The sequence below is a fragment of the Enterobacter cloacae complex sp. ECL352 genome (genome assembly GCF_020149545.1).
GTDB lineage: Bacteria > Pseudomonadota > Gammaproteobacteria > Enterobacterales > Enterobacteriaceae > Enterobacter > Enterobacter asburiae_B.
Window position 1 is genome coordinate 3,450,130 of the sequence record NZ_CP083709.1, and the last position, 25,318, is coordinate 3,475,447.

The window sequence follows — 25,318 nt, forward strand, 5'->3', positions numbered from 1 at the left end:
TTTCGTAGTTGCTGATTAATCTCAAGGAAAAAGGTTATGAAAAAGACGACTGCTATTTTGTTGGGAACGGCGTTACTGTTTACGACCAATGCTTTTGCTGCCCAGCTACTCACTAAAAGCGAGTTCAAGAAAGTTGCATCTCAATATAAAAAAATCGGTACGGTAAACACCTCGAATGAAGTATCGGTGGATGATGCGAAAAAAGAACTGATTGAGAAAGCCGATAAGCAAGGCGCGGATGTCCTGGTGCTCACTTCAGGGAACACCAACAATAAAATTCACGGTACGGCCAATATCTACAAGAAAAAATAATGTTATTGCAGCCATCCCCGAAACGGGGTGGCTGTTCCCCCTCTTTTCTCGCCAAATCTCCTTATGAACGCGGTTACACTTGCTAACGCATGGATAATGCGTATAGTTCTCATTTGCATTGCATTCAATACATTCTAAGGCCCGACAACGGGTCATTTTTGCGCGCACTTTAAAATGAGTTAACGATGAACAACACCATCATGCACAAAACGCTGCTGGCGCTCGCCGTTGGCGCGGCGACACATTCCGCCTTCGCGGCGGACAATCAAAAAGAGGACACCCTTGTTGTCCAGGCTGCACCAGCCAGCGATTTCAAACCCGGCGGCGACCAGTTGGTACCGGCCTTCCTTGACGGACAGGTGGCGAACGGCGGGCGCATGGGTATGCTGGGCCAGCAGAACGCCATGGACGTGCCGTTCAACATCATCAGCTACACCTCGAAGCTGGTGGAAGATCAGCAGGCGAAAACCATTGCCGATGTCGTCGCGAACGACGCGGGCGTGCAGTTCGTTCAGGGGTACGGCAACAGCGCGGAGACCTACCGCATCCGTGGCCTGAAGTTCGACGGCGACGACATGACCTTTGGCGGCCTGTCCGGCGTGCTGCCGCGCCAGGTGGTGGATACCCAGATGGTCGACCGCATCGAGATCTTTAAAGGGGCCAACTCGCTGATGAACGGCGCGGCAAGCTCCGGCGTGGGCGGGATGATTAACCTTGAGCCAAAACACGCGGGCGAACTCCCGCAGGCGAAAGTCGGCGTGGACTACACCTCGGATTCCCAGATTGGCACCACGCTGGATGCGGGCCGTCGCTACGGTGACAGCGACCAGTTCGGCGCGCGGGTGAACCTGGTTCATCGCGAAGGGGAAACCGGCATACCGAATGACCGCCGCCGCACCACGCTACTCTCTACCGGCCTTGATTACACCGGCGACCGCTTCCGCACCTCGCTGGATCTGGGCTATCAGAAGAAAACCTTCCACGGCAGCCCGACCAGCGTCAATATTTCCGCGGTGGATTTCGTTCCGGAGCCGCCGAAAAACGATCGCAACTTCTCGCAGAAGTGGGCCTACAGCAACATCGAAAACGAATTCGGGATGTGGCGCAGCGAGTACGACATCACCGACGGCTGGACCGCCTATACCGGTCTTGGCGCGCAGCACGCGCACGAGGAAGGCATCTACAGCGCGCCGAAGCTGGTGGATAAAAGCGGCAAGGCAACGGTCAGCCGTCTTGATACCAACCGCATAAGCGATTCCGTCAGCGGCATGGCGGGCGTTCGCGGTAATTTCAATACCGGCTTCGTCTCGCACAAGGTCAACGTTGGCTATTCGGCGATGACCAAAAATGAAAAAATCGCGTGGAAAATGTCGGCGACGAAAGATAACCCGACCACCAACATCTACCACAACACCGGCGTCGACATGCCGGATAGCACCAACTTCAACGGTTCCGGCGGAAAGTACAGCGATCCGCTGACCAGCGGGCGCACCCGTACCCAGGGCTGGCTGCTGAGCGATACGCTGGGCGTGCTGGATGACAAGCTGCTGTTCACCGCAGGCGCCCGCCATCAGAAGGTGGTCATTCGCGGGTATAACAAAGTCACCGGGGCGGAAAACGCGGCGGACGGTTTCGACGGCAGCCGCTGGATGCCCACCTACGGCGTGGTCTACAAGCCGTGGGAGGCGATCTCCCTTTATGCAAACCACACCGAAGCGCTGCAGCCGGGCAAAACCGCACCTAACACCGCCACCAACTACGGCCAGAGCACCGGTATCGTTCACTCTAAGCAGAACGAAGTGGGCGTGAAGGCGGACTTCGGCCGCGTGGGCGGATCGCTTGCGCTGTTCGAAATCAAAATGCCGTCGGCGATCCTCGACGACAGCGGCCACTACGGCCTGGACGCCGAGCAGCGAAACCGTGGCGTGGAGCTGAACGTCTTCGGCGAGCCCGCGCTGGGGATGCGTCTGAACGCCAGCGCTACCTGGCTGCAGGCCGAACTGACCAAAACCAAAAATGGCGTGAATCAGGGTAACGATGCGATCGGGATTCCGAACTTTTACGCCGTGCTGGGCGCTGAGTACGACATCAAGCCGATTGACGGCCTGACCGCCACCGCCCGCGTGAACCACTCCGGCGCGCAGTACGCTGACCTGGCAAACACCAAAAAGCTGGACAGCTACACCACGCTGGATCTGGGAATGCGTTATCGCTTCGCGGTGAACCACAATGAAAACCAGGTGACGGTTCGCGCGGGCATCGACAACGTGACCAATGAAAACTACTGGGCCAGCGTGGATGATTCCGGTACCTATATTACGCAGGGCGAACCGCGCACCTTTAAGGTCTCGGTTGGCTACGCGTTTTAAGCGTTCCATCTCGTTATCCGGGGCAGGGATGCCCCAATCCCTTGCTACCTCCAGCATGAAGTGTTAAAACGTGCCCCTTCTAAAAAAGAGACAGGGGTAGGACGTGAAAGACGCGTCATCCGCTTCAGGCCATGGTAGCGCTGAAGCCTCGTCGGATCAGAATCCGACGCTGCAACGTGGTTTGCAAAATCGACATATTCAGTTAATTGCCCTTGGCGGCGCGATCGGTACCGGGCTGTTTCTCGGCATCGGCCCCGCTATTCAGATGGCTGGCCCGGCGGTGCTGCTGGGTTACGGTATCGCCGGGATTATCGCCTTCCTGATCATGCGCCAGCTTGGCGAAATGGTCGTTGAAGAGCCGGTTTCAGGCTCCTTCGCGCACTTTGCTTATAAATACTGGGGCCCGTTTGCAGGCTTCCTGTCCGGCTGGAACTACTGGGTAATGTTCGTGCTGGTGGGGATGGCGGAGCTGACCGCCGCGGGCATTTACATGCAGTACTGGCTGCCGGATGTTCCGACGTGGATCTGGGCGGCGGCCTTCTTCATCATTATTAACGCCGTTAACCTCGTCAACGTGCGCCTGTATGGCGAAACCGAGTTCTGGTTTGCGCTGATCAAGGTGCTGGCGATAATCGGGATGATTGGCTTTGGCCTGTGGCTGCTCTTTTCCGGCCACGGCGGCGAGCGCGCCACGATCGACAACCTGTGGCAGCACGGCGGCTTCCTGGCGACCGGCTGGAAAGGGCTGATCCTCTCCCTGGCAGTGATCATGTTCTCCTTCGGTGGGCTGGAGCTGATTGGCATTACCGCCGCGGAAGCGCGCGACCCGCACAAGAGCATTCCAAAAGCGGTCAACCAGGTGGTGTACCGTATTCTGCTGTTCTACATCGGCTCGCTGGTGGTGCTGCTGGCGCTCTATCCGTGGGTGGAAGTGAAGTCAGACAGCAGCCCGTTCGTGATGATTTTCCACGATCTAAACAGCAACGTGGTGGCCTCGGCGCTGAACTTTGTCATTCTGGTGGCATCTCTGTCGGTCTATAACAGCGGCGTTTACTCCAACAGCCGCATGCTGTTCGGCCTCTCCGTGCAGGGCAACGCGCCGAAGTTCCTCACCCGCGTCAGCCGTCGCGGTGTGCCGGTGAATTCCTTGTTACTTTCCGGCGCCATTACGTCGCTGGTGGTGCTGATTAACTATCTGCTGCCGAAAGAAGCCTTTGGCCTGCTGATGGCGCTGGTTGTTGCCACGCTGCTGCTGAACTGGATCATGATCTGCCTTGCGCACCTGCGCTTTCGCGCCGCGATGCGCCGCAAGGGACGTGAGACGCAGTTCAAAGCGCTGCTTTACCCTGCGGGGAACTACATCTGTATCGCTTTCCTCGGGCTGATTCTGGTGCTGATGTGCACTATGGATGAGATGCGTCTTTCGGCGATGCTGCTGCCGGTGTGGGTTATCTTCCTGTTTGTGGCGTTTAAGCTTTCCCGCAAAAAGTGATCCGCTTTTCTCCCTCTCCCTGTGGGAGAGGGCCGGGGTGAGGGCACCACACCAAACCGCACCTGCCTTCACGCCCGGTGGCGCTTCGCTTACCGGGCCTACAAACGGATTATCTGGCGATAACGCCCGCCAGGGATCGAATATCGTTCCCGGTCGGGGACTGGTGAATACGCAGCCCAAATTCATCCACCACCGCGAATATATGGTCGAAGATGTCGGCCTGAATCTCCTCATATTCTGCCCAGACCACCGTGTTGGTGAAGGCATATATTTCAATCGGCAAACCATTCGCGTCAGGCGCTAGCTGGCGCACCATCAGCGTCATATCTTTGCGAATACGCGGATGGTTGCGCAGATATTCATTCAGGTAGGCGCGGAAAGTACCAATATTGGTCATCTTACGCAGGTTTAATACCGATTCCCCTTCACCGTTCTTCTGATTCCACAGGCTAATTTCCTCATGTCGCGCGGCCAGATAGGGCTTCAGCAGCTTCGCCTGAATGAGTTTCTGCTGCTCATGCTCGTCGAGAAAATGAATGCTGGTGGTATCAATATTCAGGCTGCGCTTAATGCGTCGCCCGCCGGAGGCGGACATGCCGCTCCAGTTGATAAAGGCGTCGGAGACCAGCGCCCACGTCGGAATGGTGGTGATGGTGTTATCAAAATTGCGCACTTTAACGGTGGTCAGACCGATATCCGTTACCGTGCCGTTGGCACCGTATTTGGGCATCTCCAGCCAGTCGCCGAGCTTGAGCATGTCGTTGGCGGAAAGCTGGATCCCGGCCACAAGTCCGAGTATCGGGTCTTTAAACACCAGCATTAGAACGGCGGCCATGGCGCCCAGACCGCTTATCAGAATTGCCGGGGACTGGCCGATCAGCAGGGAGATAATCAATATCCCCACCAGGATGGCGCTCACCAGCTTGATGCCCTGGAAGATCCCCTTCAGCGGCAGCTGTGATGCGGTGGCCATTTTCTGCGACAGATTAAAAATCACGTCCAGCAGCGAGAAGAAGGAGAGCAGGGCATACACCATGACCCACAGCTTTGCGCAGGTAGTGAGAATTTCCGCCGCTTCGCTGCCCTTTTGCAGCCACAGTACCGCCTGAACGTTGATGATTATCCCCTGAAGGGTAAAGGCCAGACGGTGAAATAATTTATTCTGGGTAATGATCTGCAGCCATAAATGGCTGCTGGCCTGCGCGCGTTTTTCGAAAGCGCGAAGCACCACTTTGTGCAGAATAAAATGAACGATGATGGCGGTAAGAAAAATAATACCAAAGATAATCACTAAAGAGGTGGTGTGATTAATTTCAATGCCTAACTCTTCAACCTGAGCAATTAATTCCTGCATAACGTCTCCTGTATTGATGCAGCCCCATAATGGCGGCTGCGGATCTATTATGCAAATTCACGGGCTTATTTGGTGGCCTGGCAGACCTTCACCACCGGCAGGCACAGGCTATGGCGGATGCGCAGCGTCGCCAGGGCGAGCACCACCATCATCGCCGTTTCCACCATCAGAAAGACGTTAACCGCCTGGGTGTAATCCCCGTGATGGTTTTGCAGCGCGTGCAGCAAAATCGCGCCAAAAATGGCCGGGCCAAGCCCCAGCGCGGCCTGCTGCAGCGTGCTGAGAATGGCGCTCGCGGCCCCGGCGTCGTCAGGCTGAATATCGCGCATCCCGATGCGGTAGAAGCTGTTCACGATCAGCGCCTGCCCGTAGCCGACCAGCCCGGTCGCGGGCGCCAGCGTCAGGGCGGTATTCTCCATTCCCCAGACGCGGAACGTAGCGATCAGCGCCAGCAGGCCGGCAATCTGGATCGTCAGACCGGTCAGCAGAATGGTACTGGTGCTGTAGCGAGCAATCAGCCGCGGCGCGAACCACGCCGAAATAAAGTAAGTTACGCCCAGCGCGATAAAACTGTTTCCGGACTGCCACGGTGCCATCCCCAGACCGGTTTGCATGGTCAGCGCCATACAGAACATAAACCCGGACCAGACGCTGAAAAAGAGCATCGCAATCAGAATGCCAAAGCGAACGCTGCGAAGCTGCAGCAGGCGCGGCGGGATCAGCGGGTGGGCATTCTCTCGTTCCTTTTTGCGCGCATTCAGCGCCGTCAGCCAGCCCAAAGGAATAATGGCGAGAAGCATAACCTTCAGCGGCCACGACCAGTGCCACTGTGGGCCGAGCGCCATCGGGAACAGCAGGCAGCAAAGAATGATCGCCAGCAGCACGGTTCCGGTCCAGTCGATGCGTGACGGCGTCTCGCGACGGGTTTCGGGTACGAAATGTCGGCTCAGCCCCAGCACCACCAGACAAATCGGCACGTTGATGAAGAAGGCGTTACGCCAGCCCAGCCCGGCGATATCCGCCGACACCAGCCAGCCGCCGCCCATCTGGCCGACGATAAACGCAATCCCACCGATGCCGCCAAACAGGCTGATGGCTTTAGCGTGCGCCGTACCTTTCAGCGTCACGTGCAGGGTAGCAAGAATTTGCGGCACGATCAGCGCGGCTCCCGCCCCCTGGACGATGCGCGCGGCCAGCAGCTGTTCAATGTTCCCCGCCATCCCGCACAGCAGCGAGGCCAGGCCAAAGCTCGCGACGCCCCACATGAACAGACGCCGACGGCCAAAGTTATCCCCCAGCTTGCTGCCGAGCGCGAGGCAGACGGCGAAGGCCACGCCGTAGAGGGCGACTATCAGCTCCAGCTCGGTGGCGGTCGCGTTCAGCGAGTGGGTGATGGCGTCCAGCGCGACGTTGGTGATTGAGGTATCAATCATCGGCAGCATCTGGCCGGTTAGCAGCAATATCAGGCCAGCGCGGCCCGGTGAAACAACTGACGTATTCATGGTAACTCCATTGCGTCATTCAACAGATGGTCGTAGCATCAACCATCTGATAAACGGGTACCAGTTCTTGCTTATACTGGTACTGGCACTACCATGCAGGGGGATTTATGGCCTTGATGTCTGAACCCGTCGTCTCACTTCAGGATGACACCCGAAAACAGCTGGGGGCATTTTTACGCGCGCGACGCGAAAGCCTCGATCCGCAGCGTCTCGGCCTGCCGCGCAGCGGTCGTCGCCGCACGCCGGGTCTGCGCCGGGAAGAGGTAGCGATGCTCGCGGACGTGGGCGTGACCTGGTATACCTGGCTTGAGCAGGGCAGGGACGTCAATCCGTCCAGCGCGGTGATGGCGGCTGTGGCAAAAGCGCTGCAATGCACTCCGACCGAGGCCCGACACCTGTTCGTGTTAGCCGGGCTGCCGCCGGGTGAAGCCCCGCAGGCGGTCTGCTGCGAGGGTATCAGCGAGGGCACGCGCCGCCTGCTGGATACGCTGATGCCTAAACCCGCCAGCATTCAGAAACCGAATTTCGACATCGTGGCGTGGAACGACAGCTTCGGGCACCTGATGGGCGTCGATTTCAATGAAATCCCGCCGGAAGACCGCAACTGTATTTACCTGTTCCTCACCCATCCGGCGTGGCGCGCGCGTCTCGGCAGGCGTGACGATGTGCTGCCCATATTTGTTTCCTATTTCCGGGCGGCGATGGCCGAGCATCGGGGCGATCCGCTGTGGGAGGCCAAACTGGCGCGCTTCTTTGCGGTGTCGGAAGAGTTTAAAACCCTGTGGCACCAGCGCAACGACGTGCGCGGCGTGGAGAACCAGCTTAAGCTGTTTACCCATCCCGAGCTGGGGGATTTTACGCTGCAGCAGATGTACTGGTACTCCGCGCCGCGAAACGGGTCGCGGCTGCTGGTGTATTTACCGGTGGATGAGGCGGGAGAAAGGGCAATGGCATGGTTGGCGAAGCAGAACAAATAAACCTGGTTACCCGGGTCAGTAGTGATCCGGAAGCCTGTGTATTGCCATTAAGAGCCCACGTTCAATTTTAATATAGTTGCCTGTTTTCAAATCGCTCAGGATCTTCATAATTCGACTGCGCGAAAGATGGGTTTTTTCCTGTATGTAATCACAGGCATTAACTGACAGACGAACGTCTTCTTTTTCGGTCATTAGTGACACAAGGTTTAAACGAATCAACTCGTATGTAGACAACCCAACCGAAGTTTCGTGAGCTTGTAGTAAACGTTTTATGGCATACATATACGAATAGGCGGCTTCCTGCCAAAGATTGCGATTGTTAATAGTTTCAAGTGTGGATTTTCGTGGTTTGATTTCATATCTAATTTCACCGCAGGCCTGCATATAAAAACCCGCATTGGTATCAATAAGATCATTCATACCAACGATCATCGGGGCTTCGATAAACTTCAGTAGAAGCCGGTCTCTCGTTCGGTAGACGGCGACGATGCCGGAATGCAGTATGAATGTCATCGGTTCTTCAAGCTGATCCAATGAAATGATTTGCCGTTGGCGTCCTACCCTTACGCGCGCCGGTTCAGAGAGTTCATGTATAAGTTTTATAATATAATTTTCAGGTTTCATAGCGTACAACATTCCCAGAGAAATATCACTACGAGGGTGATGCTGCCAACTTACTGATTTAGTGTATGATGGTGTTTTTGAGGTGCTCCAGTGGCTTCTGTTTCTATCAGCTGTCCCTCCTGTTCAGCTACTGACGGGGTGGTGCGTAACGGCAAAAGCACTGCCGGACATCAGCGCTATCTCTGCTCTCACTGCCGTAAAACATGGCAACTGCAGTTCACTTACACCGCTTCTCAACCCGGTACGCACCAGAAAATCATTGATATGGCCATGAATGGCGTTGGATGCCGGGCAACCGCCCGCATTATGGGCGTTGGCCTCAACACGATTTTCCGCCATTTAAAAAACTCAGGCCGCAGTTGGTAACCTCGCGCATACAGCCGGGCAGTGACGTCATCGTCTGCGCGGAAATGGACGAACAGTGGGGATACGTCGGGGCTAAATCGCGCCAGCGCTGGCTGTTTTACGCGTATGACAGGCTCCGGAAGACGGTTGTTGCGCACGTATTCGGTGAACGCACTATGGCGACGCTGGGGCGTCTTATGAGCCTGCTGTCACCCTTTGACGTGGTGATATGGATGACGGATGGCTGGCCGCTGTATGAATCCCGCCTGAAGGGAAAGCTGCACGTAATCAGCAAGCGATATACGCAGCGAATTGAGCGGCATAACCTGAATCTGAGGCAGCACCTGGCACGGCTGGGACGGAAGTCGCTGTCGTTCTCAAAATCGGTGGAGCTGCATGACAAAGTCATCGGGCATTATCTGAACATAAAACACTATCAATAAGTTGGAGTCATTACCCTAACGCGTCCAGGCAGAATTCGCAGGGTTAACGTTCCCTTGTGCAAATTTTGCTCCGGTATTAATACGCGGGTAGTAATAAATCCGTGGGATATTAATCGATTCTGCACGGCCGTATGTATGGCTTTAATTCCCTTCACGCCGATACAGTTATTCTCAGCCTGACGAATGATATCGCGAAAAGTGAGCCAGTGTGGAAGCGACTGCGTATTGTCAATTCTCACATAGCGAATGTCGTAGCAAACAGACTCTTTCGGAAGAACAAGAGCGTCGTTATTAGATATGCTTTCAGCCGTAAGCAGCGGTTTACCCGCAGGAGCGAGCTGTTCGTGTCGGGCTTGATCCTGCTGCTGTATCGTTGCTGGTTCGGCATGAAGAAGAGAGGATTTCATTAAGCATAAGGACAAAAAAAAGAAACTGAGGCCCGCTTGATAATTGTTCATTATGATTTACAACGTCCTGGAGATACTCATCGCAGAAACATAGTTAGGGAATAAAGCCTCACGAAGGTGTGAGGCTTTTTATTTAAAAAGAATTACGCTGCGGTAGCGATGGCATAGCCGCCAGGATAATAAATAATGTCCTGAACAACATAGCCGTTATAGATATCGCCCGGGTGGTAAACTACGCCGTTTTCCCAAACGCCATTACCTTCAGGTGTACCGTTTGGCTTAACGGTGGTATTTCCACTATTATTCGCCGTGGTATCTGAATCTGGGTTGGTATTATTGTTATCAGCAGTGTTACTACCGTTGTCTTGATTTGCTGTACCGGTCTCGTTAATCACACCCATGTTATTGACGTAACCCATGGTGTACACGCGATCGCCGGTAATATTACCGCTGGCTTCGTTGTTAATGCCGTTAGCCGTGTTCAGCGTAATACCGCCTGCACTGGTGATGTTACCGCTGTTGGTCAGGTAGTTGCTCACCAGGGTAATACCGTTATCAGCAGACAGCGTACCGCCGTTGATGAGGGTTACGCGGTCCATCTGTGCGTTCAGGGTATTACCCGCCACAATCGTGCCGTAGTTATACGCGGTGCTTTGAGACCAGCCGTAGCTGCCCATTACGTCGAGATTAATGTCGTGCGCCGCGCGGATGTCACCGCTGTTGTCCAGATTGTTCATGACAAACAGCATGGCATCAGAACCCGCGTTGATCTGGCTGCCTGCATCGGTCATCAGATAAGAGGCGGTAATGTTGATGTTATGGTCTGCGACGAGCGTACCGTTGCCCCGGTTTTCCAGGCTAGTGGTGTTCAGGTTGATATCATTCTTGCTGACGATCGAGCCGCTGTTGGACAGGTCTGCCAGCTGAAGATCCATCTGATTAGCGGTAATGTCGCCGCTGTTGTCGAACTGACTGCTGTTCATCTGCAGCGCCAGGCGACCGCCAGCCGCGATGGAACCGCTGTTCTGCGCCGGGCCGCCATAGTTATTCCAGCCATTAGAACCGATGGTTAACATCATATCCTGACCCGCTTTAAGGGTTCCGGCGTTCTGGAACGTACCGGTCACGGTCATGTCGATATTGCCGCCTGCTTCCATCTTACTGGCAAGGTCAGAATAGTAGGACGTGCCGTACATAAAGAGGTCTTTTTCGGCTGCGATGGTGCCGGACATATTATCCAGCGCGCCATTGATTGAAACAGAGCCGTCGCTGTGGATTGATCCATTGCGGTTAGAGAGCATGTTGTTGCCGCTCACCTGAAGCTGGCTGTCAGATCCCAGAGACTGAATCACACCGTTGTCGTTATTCAGCATGGAGGCGCTGATCATGTTCCAGCCGTTCCCGGCGGAAATGAGACCGTTGTCGTTCGTCAGCGTGTCGACATTGACGCTCATCGCACCGTTGGTTTCTACGCGGCCAGCGGAGTTGTTCAGGCTGGCAGCGTCAACGCTGAGGGTACCCTTAGCATCAATGCGGCCATGGGTATTATTCACGCCCTGTGCGTTGTAATTCCTGGAGGCGCGGCCGATCGTCAAATCGCCATTGCTGAGAATTTCACCGTCGCTGTTGTCCAGCGAGTCAGCGGTAATAAAGGTATTCTGGCTGCCCTGAATGGAACCATGGCTGTTAACGGTATTTTTGCCGGAAACATTCACCATCGCAGCTTTAATGACGCCGTTAGTGTTGTCCAGCGTGTTGTCTGCGGCTACGGACACCATCCCCTCAGAGGTAATCTGACCGTTATGGTTCAGGACATCACTTCCCATCACGGTAGCTGAATTTTTACCGCTGATACGTCCGCCGTTGTTTTCGACCACACCCTCAACGTTGATTGACAGCGTGTCGGATGCCGTCAGGTCAGCACCATCGATATGCACGCCAACGCCGGCGTCAGTGCCTTCCATATAGATTTTATTCGCGTACATGGAGCCCAGCGCAGACACATCCAGCGCTACGTCCGGGGCATTGCTGCTGTCATACTTCTTCTGCACGCGGCCATATTTATCAATGTGGTTATTACCCGTGACGATATTCAGTTCGTTAGCCTGAAGTTTCGCATTGACCTTCACTGAACGGGCAATAATGTCGGTGTACTGCGTAGAGCGGGTATCCATCCCTTTACCGGTGATGGTCATCTGACCTTTGCTCACATCCAGACCGCTAACATTACCCTTGTTATCGTAGGTGGCAGTACCGGTGGTCAGCGTAGCGTGGTTGGTATTGATAAAGCCGCAGCCGTCACAGGTAATGCCTGATGGGTTGGCGATAATCACCTGCGCGGACTGGCCCGCCACTTCGACCATGCCGTTCAGCTGGCTCGGATCGGATGAACGCACTTCGTTCAGGATCACTTTAGCGCTGCCGCCGGCCATATTCGCGTTGCCATTGATCTGGCCTGCTAATTGGGTGTTGGTTGCTGTGCCGCTGTTATTCAGGATCACGCCGTTGCTGTCGACGTTAAATTCGGAATAAACGTTATGGGAAACCCCACCCGCGCTCGCCTTGTTGATATCAACGATGGTTGCGCCACTTGCATCCGTATGAATGGCCGGTTTATCGGTATTACCTGCCACGATGGCAGCCTGAGCTGGCATAATCATGCCCAGCGCAAGCATGGTCGCAAAGCAGGTCGGCGCCAGTTTGGCGTGCAATACCTTTGAATTAGCCTTTGTGCTCACTGCACTTTTATTTTTCATATATCTATCCTTGTAATTCCTTGAAAAAGTGTTCCCATTTCTCTTCATGCGAAATGGACGCACATAAAAACATGCAGAACCTCGATTCCAAAAATAGACATGTAACAATTCATACAAAATGTGCATTAATTAATGCGGTACCAGAAGGGACTAATTAACGTGAGCGTGACAAAAAATAAATGGATATATTTTTGAGGATTATTGATTGGGATGGTGAGAGGCTATAACTGGTTGATATCACATAGAAGAACGTAATTATTAATTATTAAATTGTATGCGAAATTTCCGATATAGGTATTTCTGTGCTGTTACAAATAATTTGCCTGCTAACGGATGCATTTATACACAACGGGAGTATGCGGTATTGAAAACAGGCACGCCGGAACCCAGCGTGCCAGAGAAGATCAGCACTCAGTTACAATCGTGCTCAGCGGCAGGCGAGACTTCGGCAGCGTGGCGTTGAAATCTTCCACGCTGTGGTGCCCAACCGGTACCACCACCAGGCTGGTAAAGCCTTTTTCTTTCAGGCCAAACTCTTCGTCGAGAATAGCGGCGTCGAAACCTTCAATCGGTACCGCGTCCAGGCCCATCGCGCCTACGCCCAGCAGGAAGTTGCCGACGTTCAGGTAAACCTGCTTCGCCATCCACTGGTCGTCATCTTTCAGGTCCACGCGGTGCATGTCGGCGAAGTAGGTGCGGCCCTTGTGGTTTGCTGCTTTGGCTTCCGGCGTGTTGAAACGGCCATCGGCCTCTTCCTGATCCACGACGCGCTCCAGCCAGGCGTCATCCAGCGCGGTTTTCGCGCAGAACACCACCACGTGAGAAGCATCCAGCATTTTGCGTTCGTTGAACACATAGGTGCCCGCGGCGGATTTCGCCACGCGCGCTTTTCCTTCCTCGGTGCTGGCCACAATGAAGTGCCACGGCTGGGAGTTGGTGCTGGACGGGCTGTACTGCAGCAGGGTTTTGATTTTTTCCGCTTCTTCCGCGGTCAGTTTTTTGCTTGGGTCGAACGCCTTGGTCGAGTGGCGTTTCAGGGCGACAGAAATGATATCCATAACAACTCCTGGTGATGAAATTCGCCCGCTCGCGGGCGCGAAAGGAAAGCAGATTACAGCGGGACGCGGAAAAAGATAAGTGCAATTCGAGCGCTTAATCTGTTCGTCTCAGACGAACAATCAGACCGGACGGATCCACTTCTGGTCTTTTTTCGGCAGCTTATCCACCACCAGATTCCAGGAATCATGAATGAGGTCGGTAACCAGTTCCGGCGTCACGTCGTCGGTGCCGTAAAGGGAAATCCAGTGCTTCTTACTCAGATGGTAGCCCGGCTCTATCCCGCGATAGATCTGCTGATTTAACAGCGATTTCTCCGGGTCTGACTTCAGGCTGACGTGCGGTCGCCCGTGCGCGACCGCGGCGATCATGAAAATCTTTCCGCCCACTTTAAACACGTCAAACTCCGGCCCAAACGGCCAGCAGTGTTCGGTGAAGGGCAACTCAAGGGCCACGCGCATTGCGTGCTCCTGCAAGGATTTACTGTCCATCGCTCTCTTCCTGGGCTAGCCCGCGCCACATCACTTCAAAACCGAGCGCTTTAAAATCAACGGCGCGGGAAGGGTCGCGAGTGGCAAATTCCATCGTGGATTCGGCCAGCGATAAGAAAAGCGCATCGCCAAACGTTTTAAATTCATCTGACATAAACACCTGACGCACCGAGCGGCGGCACAGCTCATGGAGTTCCGGGAACATCTCTTTCACCGCCTGTTCGGTTTCGGCGCTCAGCTTTTCACTGACGCCAATCTGGCGGATAGCCGCATGAGAAACGGGGTTACGAATACCCCAGTCCACGTAGCTGTTCCAGATATTGCGGGTATGTTCTTTGGGAAGCGTGATGGTGCGATCGAGGTTTGCCAGCATGGCCTGGCAGAGATCCTGCTTCAGGTGCAGATAGAGGGCATTCAGCAGATCGTCTTTAGTGGGAAAGTAGCGAAACAGGGTCCCTTCGGCGACGCCCGCGTTACGGGCGATTAACGACGTTGAGGCGGCAATACCTGACTGTGCAAACGCCACCGTTGCGGCTTCCAGTAAGGCCTGTTTTTTATCTTCACTCTTCGGACGTGCCACTAAATTTTTCCCCCTGTCAATTATAAAAACCCTGATTGAAACACGTGCTTTGACACGCTGCAACGCGGAATGTCAAAGATCGAAAACGTCTTGACGACTTTATCATCATATCTATAATGAGTGCTTACTCACTCATAATCAAGTTTACCCCGCGCAAACTATCGGATGGGGCGCGTTTTCGGGTCTGGATATGAAAAAACCTCTCTTCATCTGCGTGGTGTTAATCATGATTATTGCTTCAGCTGCGAGTTTACCGTTTGTTCTGAATGCCGGATTCGGCCAGCCGCCGCAGGGTGAGCAGCTCACTGAAGTGGAGGCCTCTCCCCAGTATCGCGACGGGAAATTCCACAACACGCTGCCGACGCCGGGCTATAACGGCGACAAAAACATGCTGGTCGCGACGTGGGATTTTCTGACCAAAAAAACCGAAAACGCGCGCCCGGCCCAGCCGCTGCCGCTGGTGAAAACCGATCTTGCGAGCCTGCCGCTTGAGGAGAACACCCTGGTGTGGCTCGGCCACTCCTCGTGGTACCTGCAGCTCGCGGGCAAACGCATCCTGATTGACCCGGTGCTCGGCAACTACGCCGCGCCGTTCTCGTTCCTGAATAAAGCCTTTGCCGGGGAGTATCCGTGGCGCGCTGAAAGCATGCCGGAAATCGACCTGCTGATTATCTCGCACGATCACTACGATCATCTGGATTACGCCACCATCCGGGCGCTACTGCCGAAGGTGAAGCGCGTGGTGACGCCGCTGGGCGTGGGATCCCACCTGCGCTACTGGGGGATGAAGCCTGAGATTATTGACGAACGCGACTGGAACCAGTCGGTACGCATCAGCGATGAACTGACGGTGCATGTTCTGCCGGCGCGTCACTTCTCCGGGCGCGGCATCAAGCGCGATCGAACCCTGTGGGGCAGCTTTATGTTCGTCACGCCAGATCGGAAGGTTTATTACAGCGGGGATTCCGGCTACGGCCCGCACTTTAAGGCCATCGGCGAGCAGTTTGATGGCGTGGATGTCGCCATCATGGAAAACGGCCAGTACGACCAGGACTGGAAGTACATCCACATGCTGCCGGAGGAAACGGCGCAGGCCTCGGTGGATCTGAACGCGAAAGCCGTGGTGCCCGGGCATAACGGGCGCTTCGTGCTGGCGAAACATACGTGGAACGATCCGCTGATCCAGCTGGCTAAAGCCAGCAAGGATAAAAACTATCGGCTACTGACACCGGCGTTGGGCGAGCCCGTCCGGGTGAATGACGCCACGCAAACCTTTCGCGCGTGGTGGGAATAATGTTTAAGCGAGAAGCAGAGGGGGACAGCAGCATGACCATTTCCGCTCAAGTCATCGACACTATCGTCGAATGGATCGACGACAATCTGCACCAGCCATTACGTATAGAAGAGATTGCCCGCCACGCGGGCTACTCGAAGTGGCACCTGCAGCGGTTGTTTATGCAGTACAAAGGGGAGAGCCTGGGGCGTTATATCCGTGAGCGCAAGCTGCTGCTGGCGGCGCGCGATCTGCGTGAATCCGACGCTCGGGTGTACGACATCTGCCTGCGTTACGGGTTTGACTCGCAGCAGACGTTTACCCGTATCTTCACCCGCACGTTCAACCAGCCGCCTGGGGCGTACCGCAAGGAGAACCACAGTCAGACGCACTGAGCTGTTTTCCGCCCTGGCGGGTCACAAAAATTGCCATCACAGGCCGGGTAAGGCGAAGTCGCCACCCGGCTTTTTTATTGGCTTACGACGCCAGTGAAAACCAGCGGCGCCAGACGAAACGCAGCACGAAGAATTCGATAGCACCCAGCAGTAAAAACCACACGCAGAACAGAATGGTGTAAAGCTGGTTCAGATCGACCATGTGAAAGGTCTGAACCAGCTTCTGCGCCAGCACCAGACCCAGCGACGGCGCGGGCAATAGCAGACAGGAGAGCAGGGCCAGCAATAAAATGCCGCCTGCCGTAAGCAGCGATTCTAACGGGTGTTTCATCGTAATGTTAATCGTCAGTTAAAAATGTCATTGTCCGGCATCCTGTAACGTAAAGCAATATCAGCGACTAAGACGTTATTGAATAAAAACCAAGATATTATTTGGGGAATAAATAACAAAATACGACCCGGCATTTATATTAATATCGCGTTATGTAAATAAATGTCTTTGTCAGGAAAATAATTTTACAAATGTATAAGTGCTATAACCAATTAACGTGGCAATAACAATGGCCGCGATAACGTATAACACCAGTCGGCGTCCGCGATAAATACCCCACATGGTTCCCCCTCGTTTAGTGTTGGTTTAGAAATATTTTGTAAAAATCAGGCCATCGAAATAGTTTTAATCAGTTTTGAATAACCGAGAAGTCATTATATTGCGGTAGATCAATTTTACCCGCAAGACTTAAAAATGAATTTATTTAGCCAGAAAGGAATTCAGGCTTCTGTTCACCGGATATTGAAGGAAAAATACGATGACCGAAAAAAAAGTGTCCCCAAACGTGCCGCCTTCCGGCGGGCTGGCATACCAGCAGACCGTAGAGCAGGTGCTCACCCACACGCAGAGCCAGGCCAGCGGTCTGGATCGTGCAGAGGCGCAGGCGCGTCTGCAAAAAACAGGGCCGAACGCGCTGCCGGAGAAAAAAGGCAAACCCGCCTGGCTGCGTTTCCTGGCCCATTTTAATGATGTGCTGATTTATGTCCTGCTGGCCGCCGCCGTATTAACGGCAGTAATGGGCCACTGGGTTGATACGCTGGTTATTCTGGGCGTGGCGGTAATCAATGCTTTAATTGGCCATATTCAGGAAAGCAACGCGGAAAAATCCCTGAAGAGTATTCGCAATATGCTCTCCAGCGAGGCGCGCGTTATTCGTAACGGCAATCACGAAACTCTACCCACAACTGAAATAGTCCCGGGCGATATTATTGTATTACGCGCGGGGGATCGTATTCCGGCGGATATGCGTTTAATCGAAGCGCATAATTTACGCGTGGAAGAGGCGATTCTGACCGGTGAATCCACCGTGGTGGATAAACATATTAATCCGCTGAGCGGCGAACTGCCGCTGGGCGATCGCACCAATATGGTCTTCTCCGGAACGACCGTAAGCGCGGGCGGCGGCGTCGGCGTGGTCACCGAGACCGGTAAGGATACGGAACTCGGCCACATCAACCAGATGATGGCGGGTATCGAAAAGCACCGCACGCCGCTGCTGGTTCAGATGGACAAGCTGGGTAAAGCGATCTTCGCGATTATTCTGGCGATGATGGCCGCGCTGTTTGTTTTCAGCCTGGTGTTCCGCGAGATCCCGATGGGCGAGCTGCTGCTCTCCCTGATTAGCCTGGCAGTGGCCTCCGTGCCGGAAGGTCTGCCGGCGATTATCTCCATCATCCTCTCGCTGGGCGTGCAGGCGATGGCGCGCAAGCGGGCGATTATCCGCAAGCTGCCGACGGTGGAAACGCTCGGCGCGATGACCGTGGTCTGTTCGGATAAAACCGGCACCCTGACCATGAACGAGATGACGGTTAAAGCCATTATCACCGCTGACGCCTGCTACCGCGTGGACGGCAACAGCTACGAGCCGGTGGGCAACATCTACCTGGAAGGCAGCGATGAGCCGGTGCACATCCAGCCGGGCACCGTGCTGGAGCACTACCTGCGCACCATCGACCTGTGCAACGACAGCCAGCTGATCCAGGACGAGCGCGGCCTGTGGGGCATCACCGGTGGCCCAACCGAGGGCGCGCTGAAGGTGCTGGCGGCGAAGGCCAGCCTTGAGCCGGTCATGACCACGCTGGTTAACAAGATCCCGTTCGACTCGCAGTACAAGTACATGAGCACCCACTACCAGATTGGCGGTGAGGAGCAGATCCTGATCACCGGCGCGCCGGACGTCATTTTCGCCCTGTGCGCGCAGCAGCAGACCCGCAACGGTGCGGAAGCCTTCAACCGCGCGTACTGGGAAACCGAGATGGAGCGTTATGCGCGTCAGGGGCTGCGCATGGTCGCCGCGGCGTTTAAGCCAGCGAACGGCGAGCAGGAACTGACCCATGACGACCTGAGCCACGGCCTGATCTTCCTCGGCATCGCCGGGATGATGGATCCGCCGCGTCCGGAAGCCATTGATGCGATTAACGCCTGCCAGCAGGCGGGGATCCGCGTGAAGATGATCACCGGGGATCACCCGCAGACGGCGATGAGCATCGGGCAGATGCTGGGGATCGCCAACAGCGAGCAGGCGGTCACCGGCTACGAGCTGGAGAAAATGGACGACGCCGCGCTGGCGGAAGCGGCGGTGAAGTATGACATCTTCGCCCGTACCAGCCCGGAGCATAAGCTGCGCCTGGTGAAAGCGCTGCAGGACAAGGGTGAAATCGTCGGCATGACCGGCGACGGCGTGAACGACGCCCCGGCGCTGCGTCAGGCTGACGTCGGCATCGCGATGGGCATCAAGGGCACGGAAGTGACCAAAGAGGCGGCGGACATGGTCCTGACGGACGACAACTTCGCCACCATCGCCAGCGCGGTGAAAGAGGGGCGTCGCGTTTACGACAACCTGAAGAAGACGATTCTGTTCATCATGCCGACCAACCTCGCGCAGGGGCTGCTGATTGTAATTGCGCTGCTGGCGGGGAACATCATTCCGCTGACGCCGGTGCTGATCCTGTGGATGAACATGGCCACTTCCGCCACGCTCTCCTTCGGCCTGGCCTTCGAAGCCGCCGAGCGCAACATCATGCGTCGTCCGCCGCGTCAGACCGGGCAGCACGTGATGGACGCCTACGCCGTCTGGCGCGTGGCCTTCGTCGGCACCATGATTGCCATCGCCGCCTTTGCGCTGGAAGCCTGGCTGGCCCCGCGCGGCCACAGCGCGGAGTTCATCCGCACCGTGCTGCTGCAGATGCTGGTCTGCGCCCAGTGGGTGTACATGATTAACTGCCGCAACACCGAAGGGTTCTCCCTGAACCGCGGCCTGCTGGCGAACAAAGGGATCTGGCTGGTGACGGGCGTGCTGTTCCTGCTCCAGGCGGCGATTATCTACCTGCCGTTGATGCAGATGCTGTTCGGCACCGAAGCCCTGCCGCTGCGCTACTGGTTTGTGACCCTGGCGGTAGCGGGCGTGATGTTCTTCGTCGTCGAAATCGAGAAGCGACTGACCCGCAGATTCCGTAAGGCTGCATAACCTTTTGCCCTCACCCTAACCCTCTCCCACGGGGAGAGGGGACTCTGACCTCCCTCTCCCTGTGGGAGAGGGCCGGGGTGAGGGGAACACATCTAAGGTACCTCTTAATGAAACTCCCACTCCTGTTCGCGCTCCTCGCCTGCACCCTGCAACCCGTATTCGCTGCCGCCATCCCCGTTCGTGTCGCCACCGTGGAGCAGACCGCCCACGCCGCCGAGCGCCAGATCCCGGGCCGCATCGAAGCCATCCACACCGTTGAGCTGCGCGCGCGTACCGAAGGCGCGATCGCCAAAATCCACTTCCGCGACGGGCAGTACGTGAAAAAAGGCGACCTGCTGTTCGAGCTGGACGACGCCGAGCCGCGCGCCGCCCTGCGTCTGGCGCAGGCTGAGGTGAGAAGCGCCGAAGCCACGCTGCGCCAGGCGCAGCAGCAGCTGTCCCGCTTTGAAAGCCTGGGCAGCAGCAACGCCATCAGCCGTCACGACGTGGACAACGCCCGCATGCAAAGGGACGTCGCCAGCGCCGCGCTGGAGCAGGCCAAAGCCCGGCTCGAAACCCGTAATGTCACCCTGAACTACACCCGCATTACCTCGCCGATCGACGGTCGCGTGGGGCACAGCCAGTTCCACGTCGGCAGCCTGGTCAACCCTGCCAGCGGCGTGCTGGTGGAGGTGGTGCAGCTCGATCCCATCCGCATCGCCTTTGCGCTGGAAGAGGGCGCGTTTGCCACCAAAGCCGGACAGCATGCGGATATCAGCGCCATGAAGCAGGCCTGGCAGGCGTTCATAGACAGCAACGGCCAGCGCGTCAGCGGCGAGCTGACGTCCGTGGACAACCGCATCGATCCGCGCACCGCCAGCGTGATGCTGCGCGCCGAGTTTGCCAACCCGCGCCATCAGCTGCTGCCCGGCGGCAGCGTGAACGTGACGCTGCGCCCGGCCAGCGAGCAGCCGGCTCTGACCCTGCCCGCCGCGGCGGTCCAGCAGAACGGCGACGGGTTCTTTGCCTGGGTGGTTAACGCCGACGGCAAAGCCGAAATGCGCCCGCTGAAGGTCGCCGGACAGATCGGCCAGAAGTTCCGGATTACCTCCGGCGTGAAGCCCGGTGAGCGAGCGATTACTGACGGCGCGCAGCGCGTGCAGCCAGGCACGGCCGTCCAGATACTGAATTAAGGAGCCATCATGCTGACGTTTTTCATCAAACGCCCGCGCTTCGCGATGGTGATTGCGCTGGTCATCACCCTGGCGGGGGCCATTGCGCTGAGGATTATCCCGGTGGAGCAGTACCCGCAGATCGCGCCGCCGGTGGTGAATGTGTCTGCCAGCTGGCCGGGCGCCAGCTCGGCTGACGTGGCGGAGGCTATCGCCACGCCGCTGGAGACCCAGCTGAACGGCGTGGATCACATGCTCTACATGGAGTCCACCAGCTCGGACGAAGGCTCGTACAGCCTGAACATCACCTTCGCGGCGGGCACCGATCCGGACCTCGCCGCCATCGACGTACAGAACCGCGTGGCGCAGGCCGTGGCGCAGCTCCCGACCGAGGCGCAGCAAAACGGCGTGCAGGTGCGCAAGCGCGCCACCAACCTGATGATGGGGGTAAGTCTTTACTCACCGGACAACACCCACACGCCGCTGTTTGTGAGCAACTACGCCAGCACCCAGGTGCGCGAGGCGCTGTCTCGCCTGCCGGGCGTCGGGCAGGTGCAGATGTTTGGCGCGCGCGACTACAGCATGCGCATCTGGCTGCGTCCGGACCGCATGAATGCCCTGAACGTCACCACCGACGACGTGGCGCAGGCGCTGCGCGAGCAGAACGTGCAGGGTGCGGCAGGCCAGGTCGGCACGCCGCCGGTGTTTAACGGCCAGCAGCAGACCCTGACCATCAACGGCCTGGGGCGCTTAAGCCAGGCCGAAGACTTTGCCGACATTATCATCCGCGCGGGCGAGATGGGCCAGCTGGTGCGACTGAAGGACGTCGCCACCATTGAGCTCGGCTCGCGCAGCTACAGCTCCGGCGCGCAGCTGAACGGGCACGACTCCGCCTATCTCGGCATCTACCCGACGCCGTCCGCCAACGCCCTGCGCGTGGCCGACGCGGTGCGCGCGGAGCTGGAACGGTTGTCCACACGCTTCCCGGACGATCTGGTCTACGAGGTGAAATTCGACACCACCTCCTTTGTGGCCGCCACCATTAAAGAGATCGGCGTCTCGCTGGCGCTGACGATGCTGGCGGTGGTGGTCGTGGTGTCCCTGTTCCTGCAAAGCTGGCGCGCGACGCTGATTGTCGCGCTCGCCATTCCGGTATCGCTGGTGGGCACCTTCGCGGTGCTCTACACGCTCGGCTACTCCGCCAACACGCTCAGCCTGTTCGCCATTATTCTGGCGCTGACCATGGTGGTGGATGACGCCATCGTGGTGGTGGAGAGCGTCGAAACGCTGATGGCGGAAGGGCAGAGCCGCACGGCGGCGACCGCGCTGGCGCTGCGCCAGATCGCCGGGCCGGTCATCGCCACGACGCTGGTGCTGCTGGCGGTGTTTGTGCCGGTAGCGCTCCTGCCGGGGATTGTCGGCGAGCTGTACCGCCAGTTTGCGGTGACGCTCTCCACCGCCGTCACGCTCTCAAGCCTCGTGGCGCTGACCCTGACGCCCGCCCTGTGCGCGATGCTCCTGCGTCCGCGCCCGGTGCAGCCCGCGGCGATTTTCCGTGGGTTCAACCGGGGGCTGGAGGCCACGCGTGGCGTCTACACCCGCATCGTGACTGTCTTCAACCTTCGCCCGTGGCTGGCGCTGCTGGCCACCGCAGGCGCGGCGGCCGTGGTGGCGTTCAGCTTTACGTCGATGCCAAAAGGCTTCCTGCCGCAGGAGGACCAGGGCTACTTCTTCGCCAGCGTTCAGCTGCCGGAAGCGGCTTCGCTGGAGCGCACCGAAGCGGTGATGACCACCGCGCGGGAGCTGATCGCCCAAAATCCGGCGGTGGAAGACGTGATTCAGGTCTCCGGGTTTAACATCCTCAACGGCACCAGCGCCTCCAACGGCGGGTTTATCTCCATCATGCTCAAGGACTGGAGCGAGCGTCCGCCGCTGGATGAGGTGATGGGTACCCTTCAGCGCCAGCTGCTGGCCCTGCCGGAGGCGACCATCATGACCTTCGCGCCGCCGACGCTGCCGGGGCTGGGCAACGCCTCGGGCTTCGACCTGCGTATCCAGTCTCAGGCGGGGCAGAGCCCGGCGGAGCTGGAGCGCGTCACCCGCGAGGTGCTGATGAAAGCCAACCAGCACCCGCAGCTGAGCCGCGTGTTCACCACCTGGAGCAGCAACGTGCCGCAGCTGACGCTGACCGTTGACCGCGAGCGCGCCGCCCGCCTCGACGTGCCGGTATCGCGCATCTTTAGCAGCCTGCAAACCGCCTTTGGCGGCACCCGCGCCGGGGATTTCAGCATCAACAACCGCGTCTACCACGTGGTGATGCAGAACGAGATGCAGTGGCGCGAGCGCGCCGAGCAGATCGGCGAGCTGTTCGTGCGCAGCAACAGCGGCGAGCGGGTGCGCCTGAGCAACCTCGTCACCATCACGCCGACCGTCGGGGCGCCGTTCCTGCAGCAGTACAACCAGTTCCCGTCCGTGTCGGTGAGCGGCTCGGCAGCGGCTGGAGTGAGCAGCAGCACCGCCATGGCGGCGATGGGCGAGATTCTGGCGCAGAGCCTGCCAGCCGGCTACGACTACGCCTGGAGCGGCATGTCGTACCAGGAGCAGCAGACCGGCAATCAGGCGATGTGGATCGTGCTGGCGGCGGTGGTGATGGCGTGGCTGTTCCTCGTCGCCCAGTACGAGAGCTGGACGCTCCCGGCGAGCGTGATGCTCTCGGTGCTGTTCGCCCTCGGTGGGGCGCTGGTCTGGCTGTGGCTGGCGGGCTACGCCAACGACGTGTACGTGCAGATTGGTCTGGTATTGCTGATCGCGTTAGCGGCCAAGAACGCGATTCTTATCGTCGAGTTCGCCCGCGCGCGGCGTATGGACGGAATGGCGATTGTCGATGCCGCGCGGGAAGGGGCCTCGCGCCGCTTCCGCGCGGTGATGATGACCGCCGTGTCGTTCATTATCGGCGTTTTGCCGATGATGCTGGCGACCGGGGCGGGGGCCCAGAGCCGCCGCATCATCGGCACCACGGTCTTCAGCGGCATGCTGGTGGCGACCGTGGTGGGGATTGTGTTTATCCCCGCGCTGTTCGTGCTGTTCCAGCGCCTGCGGGAGTGGGGGCACGGCCTTACGGACTCGTCGCCCACAGCTCGCAGTGCTTCTGAACCAGAGAAATCAGCGAGCCGCCGTCGGCGATAAACTCCCGCATGCGCTGCGCCTCGCTCTTGCCCTGCTTTAACAGCAGGGCAATTTCATTGATTGCGCTCGTCGCGCCGAGCTTCTCGGCCGACGGCGCAACCTGCTCCAGCAGCCACGCAATGTCTTCCGCCAAGGTTTTGTGCTCGCCGGTATGCACATCCGTCAGGATCCCCTCCAGCCCGTAGCGACAGGCCTGAAAACGGTTAAAGCGGTACAGCAGAAAATCTTTTTCCTGATGCTTATAGGGCCGCGTAGTCAGCAGCCAGTGCGACGTCGCCTGGATAAGCCCGGCGATGTTAATGGCGTGGCCGAGCGTCAGCGGCGTATCCATCACCCGGACCTCGACGGTGCCGAAGTGCGGGCTGGGGCGAATATCCCAGTGCAGATCCTTAATGCTGTCGATCATGCTGGTGGAACTCAGGCGGCGGAACAGCCCCTCGAACTCCTGCCAGCTGTTGACCCACGGCATCTGGCCGTTATCCGGAAATCCCGAGAAGATGTTGAGCCGCGACGAGGAGAACTTCGTGTCCGTGCCCTGCATATACGGCGAGGCGGCCGCCAGGGCGATAAAGTGCGGCACGAATCGCGACAGGCCGTGCAGCAGGTAAATCGCGTCGTCCCCGGTCCTGCAGCCGACGTGCACGTGCTGGCCGAACACCGTCGCCTGCAAAATCAGGTAGCCAAAGCGCTCCAGCGTGACGTTATAGCGCTCGTCGTCGCACACCTCCTGACGCTGCCACTTCTGGAACGGGTGCGTCCCGCCACCGCAGATCTGGATATGCTGCTCCGCCGCCGCGCGCAGGATGCTCTGCTGCATCACCGAGAACTGCGCCGCCGCCTGATCGATGTTCTGGCACACGCCGGTGGCGATTTCGAGCATGCTTTCGGTGATATCGTGTTTGACCTCGCCGCCTTTGATGTCGTCTTTGACGGCGGCGATGAGCGCGGAGGAGTCCTGGCTCAGATCGTAGCCCGGCGGGTTAACCACCTGCAGTTCGAGTTCGATGCCGAGGGTGAAAGGTTCAGAGGACTTAAAATCGGGTAAAGGCATGGCGCACTCCGTTGTCTGTAGTGTGTTGAGTATAGA

Annotated in this window: 20 protein-coding genes; 10 read left to right on the plus strand and 10 right to left on the minus strand. The window is 57.4% G+C overall.

What is annotated here, in order from left to right:
* Window positions 1–36 precede the first annotated feature (36 nt).
* The 3 genes from yahO (at window position 37) to pheP (ending at window position 4,173) form a co-directional block, all read left to right on the plus strand.
* Entirely contained in the window at window positions 37–312 is a 276-nt protein-coding gene (gene yahO, locus LBF07_RS16745; protein ID WP_033144835.1) for a DUF1471 family periplasmic protein YahO, read from the plus strand.
* Window positions 313–497: 185 nt separating this feature from the next.
* On the plus strand, window positions 498–2,681 hold the full coding sequence (locus tag LBF07_RS16750) for a TonB-dependent siderophore receptor (protein ID WP_094934729.1): 2,184 nt from the start codon (window positions 498–500) through the stop codon (window positions 2,679–2,681).
* 103 nt (window positions 2,682–2,784) lie between these two features.
* Window positions 2,785–4,173 (plus strand): phenylalanine transporter, encoded by a 1,389-nt coding sequence (gene pheP, locus LBF07_RS16755; RefSeq protein WP_047061279.1) that lies wholly within the window; start codon window positions 2,785–2,787, stop codon window positions 4,171–4,173.
* 109 nt (window positions 4,174–4,282) lie between these two features.
* On the opposite strand, the gene LBF07_RS16760 is transcribed toward pheP, so the two are convergent.
* Together LBF07_RS16760 and LBF07_RS16765 are read right to left on the minus strand one after the other, a co-directional pair.
* Window positions 4,283–5,527: a mechanosensitive ion channel family protein gene (locus tag LBF07_RS16760; RefSeq protein WP_094934728.1), complete on the minus strand. Its 1,245-nt coding sequence runs from the start codon at window positions 5,525–5,527 to the stop codon at window positions 4,283–4,285.
* A 65-nt stretch (window positions 5,528–5,592) separates the two neighbouring features.
* Window positions 5,593–7,029, minus strand: coding sequence for an MFS transporter (locus LBF07_RS16765; RefSeq protein ID WP_094934727.1), 1,437 nt, complete (start codon window positions 7,027–7,029; stop codon window positions 5,593–5,595).
* A gap of 107 nt (window positions 7,030–7,136) precedes the next feature.
* Here LBF07_RS16765 and LBF07_RS16770 point away from each other — a divergent pair, with 107 nt between their 5' ends.
* Window positions 7,137–8,006: a helix-turn-helix transcriptional regulator gene (locus LBF07_RS16770; RefSeq protein ID WP_094934726.1), complete on the plus strand. Its 870-nt coding sequence runs from the start codon at window positions 7,137–7,139 to the stop codon at window positions 8,004–8,006.
* A gap of 15 nt (window positions 8,007–8,021) precedes the next feature.
* On the opposite strand, the gene LBF07_RS16775 is transcribed toward LBF07_RS16770, so the two are convergent.
* Window positions 8,022–8,630 (minus strand): helix-turn-helix domain-containing protein, encoded by a 609-nt coding sequence (locus LBF07_RS16775; RefSeq protein WP_165356692.1) that lies wholly within the window; start codon window positions 8,628–8,630, stop codon window positions 8,022–8,024.
* Window positions 8,631–8,720: 90 nt separating this feature from the next.
* Between LBF07_RS16775 and LBF07_RS16780 the strand changes: the two genes are divergently transcribed.
* A protein-coding gene (locus tag LBF07_RS16780; RefSeq protein ID WP_103178130.1) for an IS1-like element IS1B family transposase occupies window positions 8,721–9,418 on the plus strand; the annotation gives its coding sequence in 2 pieces (ribosomal slippage) (window positions 8,721–8,970 and window positions 8,970–9,418; 699 coding nt in all).
* Here the strand turns inward: LBF07_RS16780 and LBF07_RS16785 are convergent.
* The 5 genes from LBF07_RS16785 to LBF07_RS16805 form a co-directional block, all read right to left on the minus strand.
* Window positions 9,412–9,876 (minus strand): POTRA domain-containing protein, encoded by a 465-nt coding sequence (locus LBF07_RS16785; RefSeq protein WP_224435046.1) that lies wholly within the window; start codon window positions 9,874–9,876, stop codon window positions 9,412–9,414. The two genes, LBF07_RS16780 and LBF07_RS16785, sit on opposite strands and share 7 nt — an antisense overlap.
* A gap of 92 nt (window positions 9,877–9,968) precedes the next feature.
* The gene (locus LBF07_RS16790) at window positions 9,969–12,581 is read right to left on the minus strand and encodes a filamentous hemagglutinin N-terminal domain-containing protein (RefSeq protein ID WP_185857644.1); all 2,613 of its coding nucleotides are present in this window, start codon (window positions 12,579–12,581) and stop codon (window positions 9,969–9,971) included.
* A 404-nt stretch (window positions 12,582–12,985) separates the two neighbouring features.
* On the minus strand, window positions 12,986–13,639 hold the full coding sequence (gene nfsB, locus LBF07_RS16795) for an oxygen-insensitive NAD(P)H nitroreductase (protein WP_039264018.1): 654 nt from the start codon (window positions 13,637–13,639) through the stop codon (window positions 12,986–12,988).
* Between the two features lie 120 nt (window positions 13,640–13,759).
* Window positions 13,760–14,128 carry an MmcQ/YjbR family DNA-binding protein gene (locus tag LBF07_RS16800; RefSeq protein ID WP_045889435.1) on the minus strand — a complete coding sequence of 123 codons (369 nt, stop codon included), beginning with the start codon at window positions 14,126–14,128 and terminating at the stop codon, window positions 13,760–13,762.
* Window positions 14,118–14,708 (minus strand): TetR/AcrR family transcriptional regulator, encoded by a 591-nt coding sequence (locus LBF07_RS16805; protein ID WP_039264021.1) that lies wholly within the window; start codon window positions 14,706–14,708, stop codon window positions 14,118–14,120. Before LBF07_RS16805 ends, LBF07_RS16800 begins: the two co-directional genes overlap by 11 nt.
* A gap of 190 nt (window positions 14,709–14,898) precedes the next feature.
* On the opposite strand from LBF07_RS16805, the gene LBF07_RS16810 reads away from it, so the two are divergent.
* Complete coding sequence (locus tag LBF07_RS16810; protein WP_094935784.1) at window positions 14,899–16,002, plus strand: MBL fold metallo-hydrolase; 1,104 nt, start codon at window positions 14,899–14,901, stop codon at window positions 16,000–16,002.
* 32 nt (window positions 16,003–16,034) lie between these two features.
* The gene (locus tag LBF07_RS16815; RefSeq protein WP_010428317.1) at window positions 16,035–16,376 is read left to right on the plus strand and encodes a RamA family antibiotic efflux transcriptional regulator; all 342 of its coding nucleotides are present in this window, start codon (window positions 16,035–16,037) and stop codon (window positions 16,374–16,376) included.
* 82 nt (window positions 16,377–16,458) lie between these two features.
* Here LBF07_RS16815 and LBF07_RS16820 read toward each other — a convergent pair whose 3' ends face one another.
* Window positions 16,459–16,707: a DUF1158 domain-containing protein gene (locus LBF07_RS16820; protein ID WP_013097677.1), complete on the minus strand. Its 249-nt coding sequence runs from the start codon at window positions 16,705–16,707 to the stop codon at window positions 16,459–16,461.
* Window positions 16,708–17,185: 478 nt separating this feature from the next.
* Between LBF07_RS16820 and LBF07_RS16825 the strand changes: the two genes are divergently transcribed.
* The 3 genes from LBF07_RS16825 to LBF07_RS16835 all read left to right on the plus strand — a co-directional run bounded on the left by LBF07_RS16825 (window position 17,186) and on the right by LBF07_RS16835 (window position 24,231).
* Entirely contained in the window at window positions 17,186–19,894 is a 2,709-nt protein-coding gene (locus LBF07_RS16825) for a cation-transporting P-type ATPase (protein ID WP_094935785.1), read from the plus strand.
* Window positions 19,895–20,001: 107 nt separating this feature from the next.
* The gene (locus LBF07_RS16830; RefSeq protein WP_094935786.1) at window positions 20,002–21,066 is read left to right on the plus strand and encodes an efflux RND transporter periplasmic adaptor subunit; all 1,065 of its coding nucleotides are present in this window, start codon (window positions 20,002–20,004) and stop codon (window positions 21,064–21,066) included.
* A 9-nt stretch (window positions 21,067–21,075) separates the two neighbouring features.
* Window positions 21,076–24,231, plus strand: a complete 3,156-nt coding sequence (locus LBF07_RS16835; RefSeq protein ID WP_112778335.1) for an efflux RND transporter permease subunit — start codon at window positions 21,076–21,078, stop codon at window positions 24,229–24,231.
* Here the strand turns inward: LBF07_RS16835 and LBF07_RS16840 are convergent.
* Entirely contained in the window at window positions 24,161–25,282 is a 1,122-nt protein-coding gene (locus LBF07_RS16840) for a YbdK family carboxylate-amine ligase (protein WP_094935788.1), read from the minus strand. The genes LBF07_RS16835 and LBF07_RS16840 overlap by 71 nt on opposite strands.
* Between the last annotated feature and the right edge of the window lie 36 nt (window positions 25,283–25,318).

Excerpts from the sequence above, each read along its gene's own strand:
- LBF07_RS16790 (WP_185857644.1), bottom strand. The coding sequence starts at position 12,581 with ATGAAAAATAAAAGTGCAGTGAGCACAAAGGCTAATTCAAAGGTATTG.
- LBF07_RS16770 (WP_094934726.1), top strand. The coding sequence starts at position 7,137 with ATGGCCTTGATGTCTGAACCCGTCGTCTCACTTCAGGATGACACCCGA.
- LBF07_RS16835 (WP_112778335.1), top strand. The coding sequence starts at position 21,076 with ATGCTGACGTTTTTCATCAAACGCCCGCGCTTCGCGATGGTGATTGCG.
- LBF07_RS16825 (WP_094935785.1), top strand. The coding sequence starts at position 17,186 with ATGACCGAAAAAAAAGTGTCCCCAAACGTGCCGCCTTCCGGCGGGCTG.
- LBF07_RS16830 (WP_094935786.1), top strand. The coding sequence starts at position 20,002 with ATGAAACTCCCACTCCTGTTCGCGCTCCTCGCCTGCACCCTGCAACCC.
- LBF07_RS16820 (WP_013097677.1), bottom strand. The coding sequence starts at position 16,707 with ATGAAACACCCGTTAGAATCGCTGCTTACGGCAGGCGGCATTTTATTG.
- yahO (WP_033144835.1), top strand. The coding sequence starts at position 37 with ATGAAAAAGACGACTGCTATTTTGTTGGGAACGGCGTTACTGTTTACG.
- LBF07_RS16810 (WP_094935784.1), top strand. The coding sequence starts at position 14,899 with ATGAAAAAACCTCTCTTCATCTGCGTGGTGTTAATCATGATTATTGCT.
- LBF07_RS16800 (WP_045889435.1), bottom strand. The coding sequence starts at position 14,128 with ATGGACAGTAAATCCTTGCAGGAGCACGCAATGCGCGTGGCCCTTGAG.
- LBF07_RS16775 (WP_165356692.1), bottom strand. The coding sequence starts at position 8,630 with ATGAAACCTGAAAATTATATTATAAAACTTATACATGAACTCTCTGAA.
- LBF07_RS16765 (WP_094934727.1), bottom strand. The coding sequence starts at position 7,029 with ATGAATACGTCAGTTGTTTCACCGGGCCGCGCTGGCCTGATATTGCTG.
- nfsB (WP_039264018.1), bottom strand. The coding sequence starts at position 13,639 with ATGGATATCATTTCTGTCGCCCTGAAACGCCACTCGACCAAGGCGTTC.
- LBF07_RS16785 (WP_224435046.1), bottom strand. The coding sequence starts at position 9,876 with ATGAACAATTATCAAGCGGGCCTCAGTTTCTTTTTTTTGTCCTTATGC.
- LBF07_RS16760 (WP_094934728.1), bottom strand. The coding sequence starts at position 5,527 with ATGCAGGAATTAATTGCTCAGGTTGAAGAGTTAGGCATTGAAATTAAT.
- LBF07_RS16815 (WP_010428317.1), top strand. The coding sequence starts at position 16,035 with ATGACCATTTCCGCTCAAGTCATCGACACTATCGTCGAATGGATCGAC.
- LBF07_RS16750 (WP_094934729.1), top strand. The coding sequence starts at position 498 with ATGAACAACACCATCATGCACAAAACGCTGCTGGCGCTCGCCGTTGGC.
- LBF07_RS16840 (WP_094935788.1), bottom strand. The coding sequence starts at position 25,282 with ATGCCTTTACCCGATTTTAAGTCCTCTGAACCTTTCACCCTCGGCATC.